The 18,844-nt window shown below is 35.4% G+C and carries 13 protein-coding genes; 7 read left to right on the plus strand and 6 right to left on the minus strand.

The window, feature by feature from the left end:
* Positions 1–350 precede the first annotated feature (350 nt).
* Together NZ579_05575 and purB are read left to right on the plus strand one after the other, a co-directional pair.
* On the plus strand, positions 351–1,286 hold the full coding sequence (locus NZ579_05575) for a glycosyltransferase family 2 protein (GenBank protein MCS7299409.1): 936 nt from the start codon (positions 351–353) through the stop codon (positions 1,284–1,286).
* Positions 1,287–1,468: 182 nt separating this feature from the next.
* Positions 1,469–2,875 (plus strand): adenylosuccinate lyase, encoded by a 1,407-nt coding sequence (gene purB, locus NZ579_05580; protein ID MCS7299410.1) that lies wholly within the window; start codon positions 1,469–1,471, stop codon positions 2,873–2,875.
* Positions 2,876–3,030: 155 nt separating this feature from the next.
* Here purB and NZ579_05585 read toward each other — a convergent pair whose 3' ends face one another.
* From NZ579_05585 to NZ579_05605, 5 genes are all read right to left on the minus strand, one after another.
* A complete protein-coding gene (locus tag NZ579_05585) occupies positions 3,031–3,489 on the minus strand; it encodes a 23S rRNA (pseudouridine(1915)-N(3))-methyltransferase RlmH (GenBank protein MCS7299411.1) in 459 nt (152 codons plus the stop codon).
* A complete protein-coding gene (locus tag NZ579_05590; GenBank protein MCS7299412.1) occupies positions 3,490–4,170 on the minus strand; it encodes a hypothetical protein in 681 nt (226 codons plus the stop codon).
* 351 nt (positions 4,171–4,521) lie between these two features.
* Positions 4,522–5,223 carry a TRAP transporter TatT component family protein gene (locus NZ579_05595; protein MCS7299413.1) on the minus strand — a complete coding sequence of 234 codons (702 nt, stop codon included), beginning with the start codon at positions 5,221–5,223 and terminating at the stop codon, positions 4,522–4,524.
* A gap of 224 nt (positions 5,224–5,447) precedes the next feature.
* Positions 5,448–6,611, minus strand: a complete 1,164-nt coding sequence (locus tag NZ579_05600) for a DegT/DnrJ/EryC1/StrS family aminotransferase (GenBank protein ID MCS7299414.1) — start codon at positions 6,609–6,611, stop codon at positions 5,448–5,450.
* Between the two features lies 1 nt (position 6,612).
* The gene (locus NZ579_05605; protein ID MCS7299415.1) at positions 6,613–7,020 is read right to left on the minus strand and encodes a biopolymer transporter ExbD; all 408 of its coding nucleotides are present in this window, start codon (positions 7,018–7,020) and stop codon (positions 6,613–6,615) included.
* Positions 7,021–7,373: 353 nt separating this feature from the next.
* On the opposite strand from NZ579_05605, the gene NZ579_05610 reads away from it, so the two are divergent.
* From NZ579_05610 to NZ579_05630, 5 genes are all read left to right on the plus strand, one after another.
* Positions 7,374–9,245 carry a hypothetical protein gene (locus NZ579_05610; protein MCS7299416.1) on the plus strand — a complete coding sequence of 624 codons (1,872 nt, stop codon included), beginning with the start codon at positions 7,374–7,376 and terminating at the stop codon, positions 9,243–9,245.
* 31 nt (positions 9,246–9,276) lie between these two features.
* Positions 9,277–11,082: an apolipoprotein N-acyltransferase gene (gene lnt / locus NZ579_05615; protein MCS7299417.1), complete on the plus strand. Its 1,806-nt coding sequence runs from the start codon at positions 9,277–9,279 to the stop codon at positions 11,080–11,082.
* 171 nt (positions 11,083–11,253) lie between these two features.
* Positions 11,254–11,481, plus strand: coding sequence for a tetratricopeptide repeat protein (locus tag NZ579_05620; GenBank protein ID MCS7299418.1), 228 nt, complete (start codon positions 11,254–11,256; stop codon positions 11,479–11,481).
* 9 nt (positions 11,482–11,490) lie between these two features.
* Positions 11,491–11,877, plus strand: a complete 387-nt coding sequence (locus NZ579_05625; protein ID MCS7299419.1) for a polymer-forming cytoskeletal protein — start codon at positions 11,491–11,493, stop codon at positions 11,875–11,877.
* Positions 11,870–12,853 carry a hypothetical protein gene (locus NZ579_05630; GenBank protein MCS7299420.1) on the plus strand — a complete coding sequence of 328 codons (984 nt, stop codon included), beginning with the start codon at positions 11,870–11,872 and terminating at the stop codon, positions 12,851–12,853. The genes NZ579_05625 and NZ579_05630 overlap by 8 nt, the downstream gene beginning before the upstream one ends.
* Before the next feature lie 239 nt (positions 12,854–13,092).
* On the opposite strand, the gene NZ579_05635 is transcribed toward NZ579_05630, so the two are convergent.
* The gene (locus NZ579_05635) at positions 13,093–18,741 is read right to left on the minus strand and encodes a hypothetical protein (protein MCS7299421.1); all 5,649 of its coding nucleotides are present in this window, start codon (positions 18,739–18,741) and stop codon (positions 13,093–13,095) included.
* Positions 18,742–18,844: the final 103 nt, after the last annotated feature.

Consider the following 18,844-nt stretch of genomic DNA (forward strand, 5'->3'; position numbering starts at 1 on the left):
TACTAGCCAACAACTTCTCGGCTAGTATGATAGTAAACCATCAACTAACAGAACAAGCCCGCTAACCATGATATTATAAACCATCAGACCAGTACAGATTTTACTACCATCCTAACTGAACAATATGAAAACTTATATACTAACAGTTTCTTAGAAGATCTGGAAAATTTTTATAAATTCAAGCAAACTTGATCTTTGACTAATTTGTATAACTTGAATACAAGATAGACCAATCTGATAGTATCCAAAATAAACACTTACTGAATAAAAATTAATTTTGAATTAATACACAAATACATTAATAATACAAATACATTAATAATACAAAAAGACACATAGGTAGAATTACTATGAAAGTATCGGTAGTTATTCCCTGTTATAATGAAGAACCTGTGATAATGAAAACATACGAAGAAGTTAGGAAGGTGATGCTAGAGAACAACTATGACTATGAGATAGTATTTGTTGATGATGGTAGTAAAGACAGGACACTAGAAATACTCAAGGATATAGCAAGCAAGGATGATAACGTAGTAGTAGTTTCGTTTTCTAGGAATTTTGGACATCAGCCTGCAGTATCCGCTGGAATAAAGCACTCAACTGGCGATGTTGCAGTAATAATTGATGCAGACCTCCAAGACCCACCAAATGTAATACCAGAGATGATAAAAATTCATCTAGAGCAAGGTGCGAATGTAGTCTATGGAGTAAGAAGAGAAAGAAAAGGTGAAAGCTTTTTTAAAAAATTCACGGCAAAAGCCTTTTACAGACTTCTCAACTTACTCTCCGATGTTAAGTTTCCACTTGACACCGGAGACTTTAGACTGATTGACAAAAAAGTCATAGAAGAGTTCAAGAAACTCAAAGAGAGAGATAAATACATAAGAGGACTGATAAGCTGGATGGGCTTTAAGCAAGTTCCAATCTACTACGACAGAAACCCTAGGTTTGCAGGTGAAACAAAGTATCCCCTTAAAAAAATGCTACGCTTCGCACTTACTGGAATATTCTACTTCTCCGATAAACCACTGAAACTCGCAACAACTCTAGGTTTCATAACTACCTTCATAGGGCTTGCGTTAGCCGTCTATGTCATATTAGTCAGATTAATCAATCCATCTCAAGCAATACCGGGTTGGGCATCTACTATGATAACTATCATATTCATGGGAGGAATACAACTGATAACAATTGGTATAATAGGTAAATATATAGGCAACATCTTTGATGAGATAAAAGGAAGACCAGAGTTCATAGTTAAAGAGTTAATAAAAAAGAAGGATTAAAAGGAATCAAACGCTATAAATTCCTATAGTCCTAATGGACTATCTTTACAACAAACTAAAAGAGTTCAAAATTCACAATCAGGAGTAGTTTCTTCTTAACCTTGGTGTTTCCAAGGTTGTAATTTGTTGATAGTAAACTCCATTCTTTGAATCCAAGAAATTACATTGATTAGACTTTTCTTATGGCATTTAAACATCCCCTTGTAGATAGGTATGGCTCAAAAGAGATGGTAGAACTCTTTTCGGAAGAGACGAAGTTTTCAACTTGGCGTAAGTTCTGGATAGTACTTGCAGAAACTCAAAAGGAACTAGGACTACCCATAACAGAAGAACAGATAGAAGAGATGAAAAGATTTGAAAAACAACTAAACCTTGATACTGCTAAAGAACTTGAGAAAGAACTCAACCATGATGTGATGTCACACATTGAAGCTTTCGGGCTACAGGCAACAAAAGCAAAACCTATCATACATCTCGGTGCGACGAGTTCAGAGGTAACTGACAACTCGGAAATGTATATAATCTTGGAAGCGCTTAAGTTAGTCAGAAAAAGAATTATTGATGTAATTACCAAACTTATTGAGTTTGGTAGAAAGTATAAATCACTACCCTGTCTTTCATACACTCACCTACAACCTGCGCAACCTACTACCGTCGGTAGAAGAGCGATTCTGTGGGCGTATGATATATTCCTTGACCTTGAGGAACTTGATACATTTCTGAAAAATATCAAAACAAGAGGAGTCAAAGGAACTACTGGAACACAAGCAAGCTACCTTGAACTGTTTGAAGGAGATGGGGAGAAGGTAAAAAAACTTGATGAAATAGTATCAAGGAAGTTAGGTTTCAAGGAAAGTTTTTGGATAACTGGACAGACATACTCCAGAAAATATGACTACATCATCCTTTCAAAACTTGCACAGATTGGTGCTTCAGCCTCAAAGTTTGCTAATGATGTTAGATACCTTCAGAGTGTAGGTGAGATGGAAGAACCTTTCGGGGAAAAACAAGTCGGTTCATCAGCAATGCCATACAAGAGAAATCCTATCCTTTGCGAAAGGATAAACTCACTAGCAAGATATTTAACTACTCTACCCAACATCGCCATCCAAAATCACTTAACACAATTTCTTGAAAGGACTCTTGATGACTCCGCAAACAGAAGGATAATAATACCAGAAGCATTTATATGCACTGACGCTATACTACTCACCTACAAAAGAGTTGTTGATGGACTAAAAGTCAATGAAGAGGTAATAAAACAGAGAATGAAAGAAAAACTACCCTTCTACGCAGTTGAAAACATCCTAATGAGAGCAGTCAAAAAAGGAGGAGATAGACAAGAACTACACAAATTCATAAGAGACAAATCTATGAAAGTCGTTGAAGAAAACAAACTAGGTAAAGGTATCAACCTACTTGATGAACTTCAGGTAGATGAAGCACCAGATGTTATCAAGAAAAGCGTAAGCAACATAAATGACTTCAAAGAATTCGTTGGTATGTCAATCAAACAGGTTGATGAGGTATCAAGCAGGATAGAAGAATATATAAAACGAACCTCAAATATACCTACCAATCAAGATTAACCCTACCTTGTTATCATTTCAATAAACCTAAAACCTACAAAATACTCTCTCAAACCAACACTTACGTATCTATCAATGTTTCCACTAAAGTTATCCTTTTAGCCTAAATGAAATACTGCTTTTGGTAAATCCGAAGCAATGTAATTTTCTAATACCTACTTGTGGTACTCCGTCTCAAATATGATAGAAAATGCTCTGTATATCTGTTCAAGTAGCATAACCCTGAAGATATTATGACCAAAAGTCATCTTTGAAAAGGATAAAACAACCTCTCCCTTTCTCTTAACTTCTTCAGAAAGTCCTTGATGTCCCCCTATTACAAAGGATATATTCCTACCGATATCAAGATTCTTCTTCACTATATTCAAAGCGAACTCTTCCGAAGACATCTCAACACCATTCCTGTCTGTTATCACAACAAACTCATTTTTCAGACTCTGGATTATTCTCATACCTTCATCCTTGAGATTATAAGGAAAAGACTTTCTAGACTCTGGTATCTCAACTATCTCCATCTTTGCAAACCTTGACACCATTCTGACAAACCTATCTATCGTTTCTTCAAGTTCCTTATAGTGTAGCTTACCTACTGCTATTACTTTTATCTTTATCATCTAATTGGTCCAACTCTTTAATTTTCTTATCGCTTGGTAGTTTGATGTTATCAAACGGATAAACTTTTCGGTTATGTTTAGATTGACTGACTTATCCCAGCATATCCCTTCCCAAACAGATATGATATTCCTTTCCAGTTCTTCATCTCCTGTTGTGTAAATTGATAAGGTCTTAAACATTTCATTACCATCAAATCCTACTCTCGCTATATAACTTTTGTCTAACCTAAAGTCATCTTTGAAAATATATGCTAAAGGATCAGAAGAACTGACAATACTTACATTTGAATCCTTACCATCGTCGTAGAACACGAAGTTGCTAACGATAAACGCAGAAATATCTTTTTTCTGTATAACCTCGTTAGTTGCTTCATCAAAAGAGTTGTAGTAATGCGACACTAATATCATTACATTCGTCTTGGTAAAACTCAATACTCCTCTTTTTACTTTCTTTAACTCCTCTGGTGCTTTACTAACAGCCCTTAAACCGTTCTTGTCATAGACAAACACTCCAAGTATCTTAATGTCGTATGATGAACTAAACTCAGAAGTAGTAATCTGACTTTTAGACTTATCCTCTTTGGTATTTGAATCCTTTGATGGTTTCATACCATTACTAGCACAAGATATGAATAGGAAAAATACCGTCATAACTATCTGAAACTTCAAAACTTTCTCCATAGCCAAACTCCTTTGTAGAAGGTATCGGAATAGAATGGTATTTCTGAAAATTAAACTTACCTAACATTCTGCATAACAGAAACCGAAAGTTTGAATAGCACAGACTAAAATAAAGTTTATACTCAATTCTTTTCTCAAACCTATAAAACTCAGGTTTATAAAAACGGCAACTAACTCAAACCTACTTCCAACATTTAACAAGTTTGAATACACTTCTTATCTAACATCTGATAGATCAGTGTAGTAAAGTCTAAAGCTCGCAAAATAGGTAGTATCTCCAATCCTAGATTCGTGTTCTTTCTAACTTATCATCTCTTCTCCTAATCGTAAAGTCCAAAACCAAAGATACAACTACTTTACTTTCTCAAGGAGATCTTTTAAGACTTTCGTTTCATATTCATCAATCACAGGTTCATCTAGTGTCAAACTCAATCCCTTTTGTATCATTTCCCTTGCTTTTGCTTTTTCACCTCTGTTTATTAGGAATTCTGCATAATACCTGTATGCAACTTTGTTGTTGTATTTTATAGCATTTTCAAAATCGCTTATTGCTTTATTCACATCACCTACACTTACAGGCCATCCTGGCGCTTTGGAATAAACGTTTGCTCTGACAATATAAGCAGCACCATCTCTGTAAGATGGATCTTTCTTTATAGCCTTCGTCATATTTTCTACGATAGGTCCTGCAAGAAACAGACTATTCATAACTCCTCTTTCTTGTGCCAAAGATCCATATGCAACACCTAAAAAGTAATTTCCCTCAACACCGTTAGGGTTCAACTTGACAGCAGTTTCACCGGCATTCTTCGCTTCCTCAAAGAGAGACTCTCTAGTTCCCTTATCCTTTACGAAGTAAAAACCATAAAACCTAGCATAAGCACACAACTTCCAAGCATTCTCATAATTGTTCTTATCCTTTGAAAACTGCTCCTTGTAGTATTCATACATCTTTTTAGCATCAGACTCATTTTTTATGTCCTTGAATACATTGGAATAACCAACAATGCTAAACATTAAAAGTAATAATATCAACAGCGTTAAAACTCTCATATTCCCTCCATAAGGATAATTTTAAGAAACCCTAATTTAACATTCAACAGTCGTTTTCAAAATATTATCAACGGTATCAAAACTCCAAATACTAGGGATACAGAAACGTATAAAAACTTCTACATTCAAAGTCATCCAAAATCATTCATTGAAATCGTTAAGAAAGTTTCCTATACAAATATTCACAAAAAACTTCCAAGAACCTTGCCTAAAAAGCGATAATTTTATCTACGATATTTCAACCAAAGACTCCGTATTGTTTCAACTACATACTCTAGTTCTCTATTTGAAAGCGAAGGATAGATTGGAAGCGAAACTATCTCACTGAATACTTTCTCAGACACAGGAAAGTCAGAAGGAGACAGATTTAGCACTTCACTATACTTTGAGAACCTATATACTGGTGTAAAATGAATACTTGTTCCAACCCCTCTCTCAGAAAGCAGAGATATAAATCTGTTCCTATCAATACTCCACATCTCTAGGTTTAGGCGTATAACGAAAAGATGATAAGAATGCTTTGTGTTTGGACGGACTTTTGGTAATCTTATTCCCTCTATATCCTTAAGTGAAGACTGGTAAAAGTTCCAAACTCTTTCTCTTTCCTTCTGTGCTTTCTCAAAGTTTTTGAGTTGTGCTATACCTATTGCGGCAAGAATATCTGGAAAGTTATACTTGAAACCAATTTCTGTTATATCGTAGATAGAAATATTATCTTGATACCTCTTCCAAGCGTCCTTATCCATACCGTGAAGATATGTTTTTGATACTTTATCCATCACCTCATAATTGTGAGTTGATATAAGCCCTCCCTCACCAGTCTGTAATGTTTTAGTTGCGTAGAAACTAAATACGCTAGCATCAACACCTAACCTTTCAGTATCACCAACCTTCACACCGTTATATTCTACCCCGAAGGCATGAGCAGAGTCTTCTATAACCACCAGATTGTAGTCTCTAGACACTAGCTTTATCCCTTCAACATCGTAAGTGTTGCCCGCATAATGAACTGGAACTATCGCTTTCGTGTTTTTACTTATCCTCCTTGACACATCCTCAAGTGATATTGTAATGTATTCATCCTCAACATCTACAATCACTGGCTTTATACCAGTGTGAATGGCCATCTCAACGGCAGATACGAATGTTATGCTAGGTATTATTACTTCATAACCTTTTAAGTTAAAAGCATCGTAAAGCAGGTGTAATCCTGCAGTGCAAGATGATACTAACTTTAGTCTATCTTCCCGAATGCCAAGAAACCTAGAGAGTAGATTTACAAACTCTCTATTTCTCTTTCCAGTCGTGAGCCAGCCAGTTCTGATCGTCTTGAAAACTTCAAGATAGTCGTAGATAGTGATAGGTGGTTTGTAAAAAGGAATCTTCATATCATCTTTTCTGTTCAACCGACAGACTTACTTCTACCGCTCCTCCTATCCTAACCCTATCCATAACCTCAATAACCATCTGGTAAGGAATATCCTTATCCCCCCTTATGATAACAGGGACATTCGGATCTCTTACCGTTATTCTCTTTATCGCTGAAGATAAATCTTGAAGTGAGATCGGATAGTCATTCAAGAACAATTTGTTATCTCTCGTTATCGTAACTATTATTTGAGTTCTTGGTTGAGAGTCGGAGATTATGGATTTTGGAAGATTGACATTTATTGAGGATGTCTTTATTATCGTTGAGGTAAGCATAAAGAATATTGTAAGTAGAAACATCACATCTATGAGTGGCGTAGGCTCAATACCAACCCTGATAGTATTTCTTCTAGATCTAGAGTTGTTCATACAACAGAATTATACTCAACTAGTAGTAGGTTATTCAAATAGCACACCAAAGTTGTAATATAGATTTATGTGTTAAGGTAATTTGTGTTTTAATTGAATACCCTAAGATGAAATCTAAAATTCATACCAACTCGTAGAATAAAAACCTAAACTTTGTTGAGACAATAAAATACATCCTACCAATAGTCTCTCGCAAAATTGATTATTGTATTGTTATGAGATTCATTCAAAAACTACAATACCATAAAACGAGACTTTTTCACAAAACCTTCTTTATAACCTACATCATATTTTTTTGAAATCAGCAATTTTGAAATCAGCAATATAGTTCTAAATAATTCTTACTGTCATTTATGAGTCTTGATAGCATACAACTTTCCAGTATTCCATCAGAGGATAGAGATTACATAAGAAAAGTATCTCTGAAAACATTGATAAACTTTTTTTCATCTGAAATCATAGGTTTTGGGTTTGGAGTTCCAGTAGCTGTTATTATTGCGATAGGATATGGTAATATCGCAGATATCTTTATGGATGTCTACTTTCTACCGGTCGCCGTCATGACAGTAGTTATCGTCACTTTTGTAGCGTTCCCAACCAATGTTTTTCTCGTAAGACATCTTATCAAGTTTATATTGAAAAACGACATTGAAAGTTTCAAGGAGTTTTTGTTTTCTACATCCAAGATACCGCTCTACGCATCTATAAATCTATTCTTCAGAATAACAATAGGAGGTTTGATAGCAGACATATGGGGTTTTGTAAGGCACGGAGATGTTTCAATACAAACATTTATAGCACTCTTCATATCTCCTACCTTTGGAGCATGGACTGCTAGTATCGTGTATTTCTTCGTTCTTCAAAACATATTAGGAGACTACAATGTAAAGATGAGTAAATACATATCTATAAAGAGTAAAAGTGAAATCATCAAACACGGAAGGTTATCTATAAGATTTTTGTATCCTACATTCATAACTCTAACAATACTTATGAGTTCTCTAATAATATCTTCTGGAAGCACTCTAGGTGCAGCAGCTTGGGGTCAGGTTCTGATAGCAATAGCGACTATTACAGTCTTATCGTTGCTATTTATGACCTCTCATATAACTTTAAGAAAGCTTTTCAACAGTGTTAATTACGTGCTTGAGAACTGGAGTGAGGTTAAGCAGAGTTCCCCAAGTTTCGGAATGTATGACATAGAGGACATCATAAGAAACCTTCACCAACTCAACCAGTTATCAAAATATGCAGACGAAACACTCAAAGAGATTGTCAAATCAACTCAAAATATTCCTGACAAAATACTCTCTTCTCTGAAGATTATTGAGAATGCGATCAACACTATAAGAACAAAGCAGGACATCAGAATAGGACTGACATCTTACCAAGATGTAAAAAAGGAATTATCTAGAACAAATACTCTTGTGATTGAATTTAGTGAGAGATCATCAGATATATTATCATATCTCAACTCACTCAAAAAGAGAACATCGGGAGACATTCAGGGATTTCTGAGTGAGATAAAGTCATTTCCACAGGTTGTTGGAGAGTTGAAAAAGATAGGTTCTCTGATTTCCGATATGTCAAGGTTTTTGTCTGTTATAGAGCAGAATGTATCTTACATGTCAGGGGTGTCCAGGGATGTTGTAATGTCAAATTTTGTGAAGGTGGAGAAGTATGCAAAGGATATGGAGATGATATTCATAAACTTTCAGTTGGAGATGGCAAAGGTAGGATATCCGGAAGAGTTTAGGTTTATATCGTTAGGTCTTAGTAAACTTTTGAATAGGATGTCCGAGATAGCAAGGGATGTGAGGAATGTTTCACACGAGTTTGAAACCAGAATCAAGGAGCTGTACGATAATATTAAGACGGTTTTTGTGATGTATGATGCGGAGGGGTTGGTTATCTCAGGGTTGAACGAGAAAACAGATGTAGTATGGAACCACTTGAAGAATTTTAGCGAACAGACTGAGAAATTTAGTGAAGACCTTGAGGGGGTTAAGTTGCTTGACAAACCTCTAGTTCAGAGATTGGTTGATGGAAGCAATAGTTTGAATGTAACTTTGAACAAGATATCCTTGGACAGAAAGCGGGTAGAAGAAGTACTAGATGTTTGTAAAAGTGAGACCATTGAAGTTCAAAAGATACTAGCATCTAACATAGAAACTGTCAAAACTATTAAAAAACTTATACAATCCGCAAAAGTCTATGAAAAATGAAAACCAAAAATTTGCTATTAATAGTTCATTATTGAAGATTTTTCATTCACCATTTTCTAGATATATCTGGTGGATAGCATCCGCAGTATTACTCTCTTTCTCATTTCCAAACATAGGAATACCTTTTCTAGGCTTTTTTGCTTTAGTCCCCGCTATATACCGAAGCTATAAGGATGGATATATATCTGTAATTTTAGGTTCATTTATCTTCTCATTGATATTTTGGGTTTGGACAACAGATTGGTTCTCATCGTTTCATCCATTAGCACCACTCGGTATTCTAATACCATTATACCTATACACGATGATACCATTTGTTTTGTTTTCTGCAGTCTCAAAAGGAAGAAGTGAAAACATTATTCTTGCCTTTCCGTTCCTATGGTCCTCTATGGAATTACTGAAGGGTAATGGCTTTTGGTCCTTACCTTTGATTTACCTATCTCACTCACAATACCACTTCTCATTCACAGACAACTACATCTTCTACACTCTGAATGGTGCAATACCGTCACTAGCGAGACTATTCGGAGTCTTCGGTGTCAGTTTTTTCGTCGCTCTAATAAATTCACTCATCTTGATAGTAATCCTAAAGTTCAAAAACTACAAAGATACCGAGTATCTCAAAGGAACACCATACTTAGGGTTATACACTACTCTACTTCCTCTCTTTGTATTCTTCCTAACTGAAACCATTGTAGAATTTTCCTTCACTTATACTACCCTAGTCGTATTAATCCTAATATTCCTTTCAACACCTGTGGTGTTGCGAGAGACTAGAGAAAAACTACTTCTATCACTCAAAACTTACTATCCAATCACTCTGACAGTAGCGATAATTATCCTAGGGGGCATAATTGCAATTGATAGCAAGCAAAAATACGATAGTGCTAAAGGTGAGATCATAAAGTTTGGACTTCTACAACCTAACTTCTCACCGTGGGACAAACTACTAGCAAGAGACTTTGAGAAACTTGACGAGGTTATCAAACTCTATAAAGATGCAGGTCAGTATGCTGATATAGTTGTAGGTTGTGAAAGCATACTACGAGACCCTGTGAATTATTACTACAGGTTTGGAGATGCTTTCGGTGTAAGGGCTATGAATATAGGTAAGGAAGTAAAAAAACCAATTATTTTAACATACCCACACAGAGAGAGTTTTCTAACTAATTCATTCATATTACGAGATGGAAGAATAGTCCAGATAGTAAGTGAATATCATGAATACTATAACAGTGCGTTATTTTTTGATAGATTTGGAAACGTAATAACTAGGTATGACAAGGTTCACACCGTGCCGTTTGGAGAATGGACACCATTTTCGGAATATATACCTCCCTTGAGACAGGCTATAAACGCAATAGTAGGTGGAGACTTAACACCGGGAAGAGAGTTCAAAGTAGTTAGTGTAGAAGTAAAGCCTAGTATAGTCATAAACCTAGCAGGTATAATATGCTTTGAGGACCTATATCCTTACATAACGAAAAGACTTTCACTTATGGGTTCAGATGTAATTGTGAATATGACAAACGATGGATGGGCTAACAGTGTGAAAAGTCAATGGCAACATCTGGTTGGAGCAATATACAGAGCAATTGAAACTGGACTACCACTCTTGAGAGCAACAAACACTGGAAGAAGCGCTGTAATCCTTCCCTACGGACTAGTAATATCTAACCTAGAAGACTTCACAAAAGGATACATAGTAGAAGGAGTGAAAATCGCAAAGATAAAAACTTTCTACACCATACTGGGAGACCAACTATTCACAGCATTTCTATTGCTAGGCAGTGCTTTCATAATACTTTCATCAATCTTAAGGACTACTAGAAGTTAAATCAATCCTCCTTTTTAGAAAAAAGTTGTTAAAACATCTCCGCACAGAAACTAAATCTGTAAGAACCTTCGCAATTAGAATACCGAGTTGCTGATCAAAACTTCAACAACAACCAGCCGAACATTTTTTGAAAACTGGCTTTTTAGCAATTATAATAATCTTGTCAAAGCTATGGAACTATCAAAAGAGAACATGGTTAAACTTTTGTCGTATTATAAGCAGGGACTAAATTACTATAAACAGAGAAACTTCTCACAGGCACTTGAGTATTTTGAGGAGTGTTTGAAAATAAATCCTGAAGACGGTCCCTCAAAAGAGTATGTTGATAGGTGTAAGGAATACATTAAAAATCCACCTCCTGACGACTGGGATGGGGTTTTTGAGATGAAGACAAAGTAGGAAGCAACTATGATACTAAAAATTCCCTACAGCATTGATGACTTCATAGTGAAAACAGTTATGAAGAAAGACATCGTTGCAGAGGGTGAGATCTCATTTTCAACTTCTTTGAGAATTGACTGTAATTTCAAAGGTAAAATAAAATCTGAGAACGGATTTCTTATAATTTCTCACACATCAACAATTACTGGTGATATATCCGCAGGAACGATAATGATAGCAGGAAAAGTTATAGGAAACATAAATGCTACCAAGAAAGTTGAACTTTTCAGTGGTTCTGAAGTCATAGGTAACATAAAATCTCCAAGATTTAGGATGGAGGATGATGTTAAGTTTGAAGGAGAATGTGACATATTCTATGATGATGAGGAACAAAAGGAGGCTCAAAATGCGTAAAATAATTTACATACTTTTACCTTTGTTTGCTATGGCTTTACTTATGAATATTGATACATTCGCTCAAAAGAAGCAACAACAGAAACCTACTAGGGAGAAGATAGTTGTAACAGGTCCAAAAGTCAAGATACAGAAGGATTTCACACTGTTTGAAAGCACACCAAATAGAAGACCTATTGCTACCAAAGGATCAAATTACATTGAAGCAGATGTCATAAAGTTCTACTCAGCAAAAAACTACACTATTTCAGAAGGTAATGTAGTATTCAAAAACTACGAGAAAAACATTGAGATAACATCAGGATACTCTGAGTTCTACGGCGACACAGGTGATGTAACTTTTGCACAATCACCTAGAATGTATATATCAAACGAAAACCTATACACTGGTGGTGATAGAGTGTTTATGAATGTCAACGAAGATAAGGTTAATATTGAAGAAAATGGTTTTATCACAAACCAAGAATTCAGAGCATTCGCTAAAAAGATTGAGTATATATCAAAAAACAACCTAGCAAGGATGTTCGGTGATGTTAGAGTTATGGCTACAAACCTTAACATTAGAAGCGACATTGCCTTCGCTAGTATATACAGCAACACCATATCAAACTACATAGGATACGGTAATGTAGTAGTAGAAACAAAGAATATAAATTCAAGGTCAGAACATCTGATAGCAAATTTCAGGAGCAGAAATGAGATTGATAGATATGTTCTAACTACAAATGTGATTGTTGATGGTAAGGACATTTATGTAGAAGCATTCAAGATGGTTGGAGTAGTTTCAAATATCGTAGAAAATAATACCACTAACGAACTCAAATACTACACCTTCACAGGTGGAGGCAAACAAGTCTATTACCAAAATAAGAAAGAAAACACTACTCTTGAGTGCGACTTACTTGAGGTTGTGATGGATAAAGATAATGAACTAGTCTCTTCCACAGCCAGAGGAAGAGTTAGAGTAATAAAGTAATTCTATTCAACTTCATCAGTCAGCCAGTGTTTGAATATTCTAAACAATATCCTAACTCCATTGGGAAACGGAGTTTGTCTTATCAACATTTGCATCATTTAGGTTTTCTAGTAGTGAGTTAAACTAACATACACCACTTTACTTTTAGTTTTATAAGATTTTGATATAAAACTCCAAAACAGTTTTATCTAAACCACATAAAGACCCAAGTTAATACTTCCTGAACTCTATAAGAAATATCAAAACACTATTCTTACATTAAGACCAAACTCAACGCCAGGTATTACATCAAAAAACTTCTCCATTACATCATTGTTTTGAACATATATCTCGGATAACTGTCCTACCAACAATTTTCCATACATACTAAACCTGACAAAGTCCGAAAAATTCAGACTTGTCTCGTGAAGAAAATTAACTTCAAAAACCTTCCTCCTAAAACTCGCGAATTTATTGTTATTATACCAAGGTCTTTCTGTGTAGAAATTGACTTCTTCCCTATTCTCTATTACTGATGCTGTTCTTACCTTGATGAACACTAGATCAACATCACTCTCAGATGGTACCTTAAAAGAATATGTAAGCCTCACACTGTGCGATAGAAGATTGAAAAGCGATTGAGGATAGGAAAGCCCTATACCAAAATTAGAATAAAAACTAGGAATGTTTGTCATAATATCCTGGTAGGAGTAGGATAGTGTGTATGATACTGCAAGGTTTTGTTGGTCAAAAACACCAGAAAAGGATGATGAGAAATTCAAAGTATTTTTCATAGTTAGTGTGTTGAAATCCTCATCACGAGTATAGGATAGATTAGCGATAATATCATTAACAGAGATGTTTGTTGTCCTTCTGAATATAAACCAATCAAGTTTGTATATAGGAATATATGAAACAGCTGAAAAGACAATCCTATTCAGTTGCCTAAAACTACTTAACTCCCTAACAGTCGTAGTTGAGTAGTCAAAATTGTAATTACGAGGGATAATACCAAGAATTAAATCATCAAAAGGTATAAGAGATAGAGATATACCAGCAGAACTGAACTGGTTAAGAATACTCCTTACCTGATACAGATTTGAAACAAAAACAAGAGCATTACTTAAGTTGTTATACCCGAAAAGCCCAATATACTCATAGAAAGGTATCGCAACTATTCCACGGTAGATGTTGTTTGTGTAAAAGTCATACCACTTCAGGTTATAGTCTATAGCATTTGCAGAAAAGGTAGTGTTATGAGATGAATTAAGAGAAAAAGTGCTGAATATGAGTCTATTGATATTCACATCAATCTTATATGTTATTCTTCCAGTCATCTGAAGGTCTCTCGTTATGTTCGTTGTGTAGCTGAAGTTAAAGTCTTTGAACTCATACAAGGGTGTTATGTAGATATTGAATGTGTTAAGGATGTTTGCGAATGAGAGTGAAAGAGTATCCGACTCAAAAACTTCCCTTCTAAAGCCTCTCTCTTTGAAACCTTCTAGTAGTAGCGTTAATGAGTACTGATTTCTTATTGGTATCGTCGCACTTGACAGTTCTTGAACGAATGGAATGGTATTTGATTCACTTGATGAGAAGGTCTCTGAATGTTTAAAGACGTTATTAATGCCAACGAAGAAATAGTTTATTCCTGTTGAAAGACCTAAAGAATAACTCCAAGTCTGGAAGGACGGCGAAGAAAATATAAATACATTATTAGTCCTTGTATCCACATTCCTTGCGTTATAGACTGAAGATAAGTCAACTGAATTCCTTATGCTTACAACATTACCAAAAAGAGAGATTGGGTAGGATACATTTAAGGCAGAACTCAATCCTATTTCTTCTGTCGTTGTGTTCTTTAGAAAGACACTCGTTCCTAAACTCAAAAGTCCATTTTGGTATGACCTATCATGTCTATCAGAGTACGAATAAGACAGGTTCGGTAGAAAACTTATGTTATGTTTTGAATAAATTGAATACCTGAAACTTCTTGCAAAATTGTTGTAAAGCAGATACTCTGGCAATGTCGGATCTTGATATGTATCTTCGGTCTGAATTGAGTATGAGTAATTCAATCCTGAATACTTCAGCATGTCAGATGAATAGTAATGAGTGAATGAAAAGATATTTACATTATCCTTACCACCAGTACCTCTGAAGTTCGGGAATATATTCTCTACAAAGAAAGTTGTGTATGGGTTTGAAATTAAAGGTAAATCAAAAGCCTTAATTTCACTACCATACGAGAGTGAAAGCGAAGAATTCACAGCACTGCTAACTAACCAATTCACATCTGTCAAGAAAATCTCATTAAACCAAACCTCACCTATATTGAGTGGTTCTGAAGAATTTTCATCAACACGCACTCCTAACTCAACGGAATTTACATCTCTAAAGGAAGGGAAACCGACTATATTCGGATAGATCGTATCATAAACATTATTGTTTATTATCATTCTATAATCTTCTCTTATCCTGACCTCAAGTCTATTCCATTTATCTTTATCAAGTCTTCCAGTCGGTATCACAAATTCAAAGTAATCCCTCTCCTTTGAAAGAAACCTGACTACAATACTCTCATCATTCAAAGTATCACCTGAAGGTTTTATACTCTGGTTAAGTTCATTCACAGTAGGGATGAATACATAAAACACTATCTTTGAGTAATAAGAAAAGTTTTGAGATGAATTGAAACCTATGTTTAAAACACCTTCCCTACCTCCTTGATACGGAGTGAAATTTGTGTTTACCGACGAGTTTGAAAGGTTATACATAACTCTTACTGATGCTTCATCTATTGACTTTGCTTCGGAAACGGATATACCACCTGTCCCGTGAATGTATGAGTATTCCTGTAATCTTTCCTTCTCCTCTGGTGTTTTTGCGTCAATGTTGAAAAACCTATGTTTTAGGTATAACGGTGAGTCATAAACTGATATACTGGTAGATTTTATCTGATACGGATCTTTCAGTATAATACCATCAACCTTGTATGTTCTAGTAGTCCTGAACTTGAGTTGTATCTCGTCTATCAACAATCTCCCCTTGATACCTTGAAATTTCTTGAGGATTATTCTAACCATAAATGTTCTTTTCAGGATCTCAACCTGTGAGGGTGAAAGAGATGCTAAAGGTATAAATAACTGTTTCCAACCGCTACCTTCAACAATGTTTGAAAACGAAACGAAACTCTCATTAGTATCCAACCTTCCATTCCTATCAAGATCCTCCGTATCAATCCTACCATTACCGCCCCCCTTCCTACCACTACCTATTCTAGTTATCACACTGTTATTCTGAATATCGTTGAATTCAAAACCGTTCTGTGAGGTTGTGAATTCCTGATCAAGGACACCATCACCATCCATATCCTCTGAAAACCTACCAAACTGTAGAAGCATCACGACTTGGTTTGTATTGTTATCTTCATAGTTTCCATCGCCATCGTTATCCATCTGAAGCCTGTATGAAACCATAACTTCACTCAAGTCTGATATATCAACTCCAGATGGATTTAACATCATCATCGCACCAACCCAACTACCACTTGAGAAATCGTAATCAAACACTAAAGATACTTGCGATACATTAGGAAAGTCATTAGGAGACAGCCTACCCCCACTTGCTATATAAGGACCAGGCTTCTGAGAATAAGGAAGTATTTGAGAAGATGGAATATTCCAAGTGTAAGACATAAGAGTAAATGACTCATTCGCATAATACTGTCTGTAATCTCTGTAATATAATTTGCCTCTATTGGTATAGTAGCATCCATCACTTGATGATTGAGATGAGAGATACCAAGAGTCCTCATCCTTGCTTATTAAGAGAGATCTCTTGTTTGACTCAAAATCATCAACTATCGCTGCACCAAACGAGTTTGGATTAACTACAGAAATAGCATACTCTGTATCAAGATAGCCTGAAAACTTGTTATCTCCTATACCAAAGATTCTCTTAATATCAATCCTGTTTATAACTGAGGTAACCATACCAGTTTCAGGTGGAGCAGTTGTCATTCTAGGTGCCGTTCCTCCTGTCTGTGAAACCCAGATACCTGTTGATAACTTCGTATTCATAAAGTCAAACACCTGATAGTCAGCAATAGCACCTAGAGATATTTTCTGACTACCTCCAAAAAACGGTCTGTATTCATAGGAAATTTCTACCTTATCACCTTCGTTTATAAGCGTTGAATCTCTAAATACTATCCTACCTATTGGGTATATTATCGTGTATTTATCTTTTGGTATTAAGACACCATTCACTCTAACTTCTTCACTATTTTCTACAATATCAAAGTCAAGCTGGTATGTGCTTATCGTCTCAAAGTACCTCACTTTAAAAGTGTATGTAGACTCATAATCAAAGGGGTCTCTTGATAGTGTGTAGATGTTATAGTTTGCGTTTGATAGAAACGGCGTTGGGTTGTTAAATCTTATTATTCCCTTTACCACATCTATGTAGTAATCGGATTGTGAGAACTGGATGCCTGCTAGTATGTTTAGGTCAGATGTTAGGTAATTTCTAATCTCAAACGTTTGAGACAAGTCAAGATTTCCTACTCCCAGAGAATAGATATTCTTAAGTTCGTAGGGTGAGTATCCTAAAGAAGATTTGAAAAGGTAGAGGTATTCCTTAGTATCGCTACCATTTCCCTTGTATATGTTAGTTGAAAACGTTATAGGCAGTCCTGAGTTATGAGTGTAGAAAACAACAAGAGATTTACTCCTATCAAGAGAATACCTTAACTCAACTTCGCTGCTAAATCTGTCAAATATGTACTCATTACCTTGGGCCAATTTTCTAAAAGGTATCCCATCAATGTAAACATCTGATGGTTCAAATGATGAAACCGACACCAAAAGAACCAAAGAAGATACATCCACATTACTATCTGGAAGTTTGAAGAACTTCCTCTTTACAAAATCAATATCTCTAACATTTCTTTCCGATACTCTCCTCGTTCCTGTAAATGACTTTTTTGAAGGTATCGTAGTTGATAGTGTTCCTATAGATTCAATTGAGAAATTACCTCTCTTACCGACAAACTTTATACCTTGCGCAGACCTTGATATAGCGGTGTATGAAATATACTTACTACTAGGCTTTGAAAAACTGACATCACCAAAGGTAAGTTCCCTTACAAAGGGTTTATCATCAGAAGTAGGAATAGGCATAGGTTGAGGAGTAGTTGGTTGCTTTGCTGGGGGATTATCAGGTTCTTTGTATGACACATTAAATCTATTTATGGCACTCTTTTGGTCAAACTCAATATCAACACTAACCTTATTACCTATCTTACTTGTTGATGAAACCCTCATATCCTGATTTACATTGAAGTTTTCCTTTATGTATGAAGAAATAGGTGTTAGGAGTTCTGGAGTTTTCCTAACAACTCCGTAAGACAAACCAAACAGTATATTACCTCTTGCAAAAACTCTACTGTCAAGTTGCTCTATGTCAACCGCAACAACAGGTCTCTCTAGTCTATAGTATTCTCTTCTAATCCGTTCATCTTCTAGAAGAATATCCTTTATGATCCAATCTTCATCCAATAAAGACTCTACATTTCTCATAACCTGTTCTATTTCCTGCTCCTTACTTAAATCTGGTGAATACCTTTGGATTCTTTCATTAATGATATAGTCAAAATTAGTAGGTAATTCTGGTTCATATTCCCTTATCCTCAAAGACAGAAGATTATCTATTTCTTTAGGTTCTAACAAGTTTGTTAAACTTTGATGAGACTGGTCAGATTGACTGTTAGTATTGTCTCCATTTGTAGATTGATCAGCAGCTTGCGAAGTTAAGGAAGTGCTATCAACATTCTCACTTGCGAAAACTACAAGCATAATGAGAAGTGAAAAAGATATCAAGAGTGGAGTAAGAAGTGATCCTCTCATAACATTAATAGAATATTCTATAATTCCAAACCACATAAATTCAAAGTTGATTTTTACTCATTAATCAATTATAATCTCTTTTGATTTAAATTCGGTTAGGTGA

The organism is Spirochaetota bacterium (assembly GCA_025061835.1).
Taxonomy (GTDB): Bacteria; Spirochaetota; Brevinematia; order DTOW01; family DTOW01; genus SKYB106.

Bases quoted from the DNA above. Each gene is read 5' to 3' on its own strand.
- NZ579_05575 (MCS7299409.1), top strand. From the start codon at position 351: ATGAAAGTATCGGTAGTTATTCCCTGTTATAATGAAGAACCTGTGATA.
- purB (MCS7299410.1), top strand. From the start codon at position 1,469: ATGGCATTTAAACATCCCCTTGTAGATAGGTATGGCTCAAAAGAGATG.
- NZ579_05585 (MCS7299411.1), bottom strand. From the start codon at position 3,489: ATGATAAAGATAAAAGTAATAGCAGTAGGTAAGCTACACTATAAGGAA.
- NZ579_05590 (MCS7299412.1), bottom strand. From the start codon at position 4,170: ATGGAGAAAGTTTTGAAGTTTCAGATAGTTATGACGGTATTTTTCCTA.
- NZ579_05595 (MCS7299413.1), bottom strand. From the start codon at position 5,223: ATGAGAGTTTTAACGCTGTTGATATTATTACTTTTAATGTTTAGCATT.
- NZ579_05600 (MCS7299414.1), bottom strand. From the start codon at position 6,611: ATGAAGATTCCTTTTTACAAACCACCTATCACTATCTACGACTATCTT.
- NZ579_05605 (MCS7299415.1), bottom strand. From the start codon at position 7,020: ATGAACAACTCTAGATCTAGAAGAAATACTATCAGGGTTGGTATTGAG.
- NZ579_05610 (MCS7299416.1), top strand. From the start codon at position 7,374: ATGAGTCTTGATAGCATACAACTTTCCAGTATTCCATCAGAGGATAGA.
- NZ579_05620 (MCS7299418.1), top strand. From the start codon at position 11,254: ATGGAACTATCAAAAGAGAACATGGTTAAACTTTTGTCGTATTATAAG.
- NZ579_05625 (MCS7299419.1), top strand. From the start codon at position 11,491: ATGATACTAAAAATTCCCTACAGCATTGATGACTTCATAGTGAAAACA.
- NZ579_05630 (MCS7299420.1), top strand. From the start codon at position 11,870: ATGCGTAAAATAATTTACATACTTTTACCTTTGTTTGCTATGGCTTTA.
- NZ579_05635 (MCS7299421.1), bottom strand. From the start codon at position 18,741: ATGAGAGGATCACTTCTTACTCCACTCTTGATATCTTTTTCACTTCTC.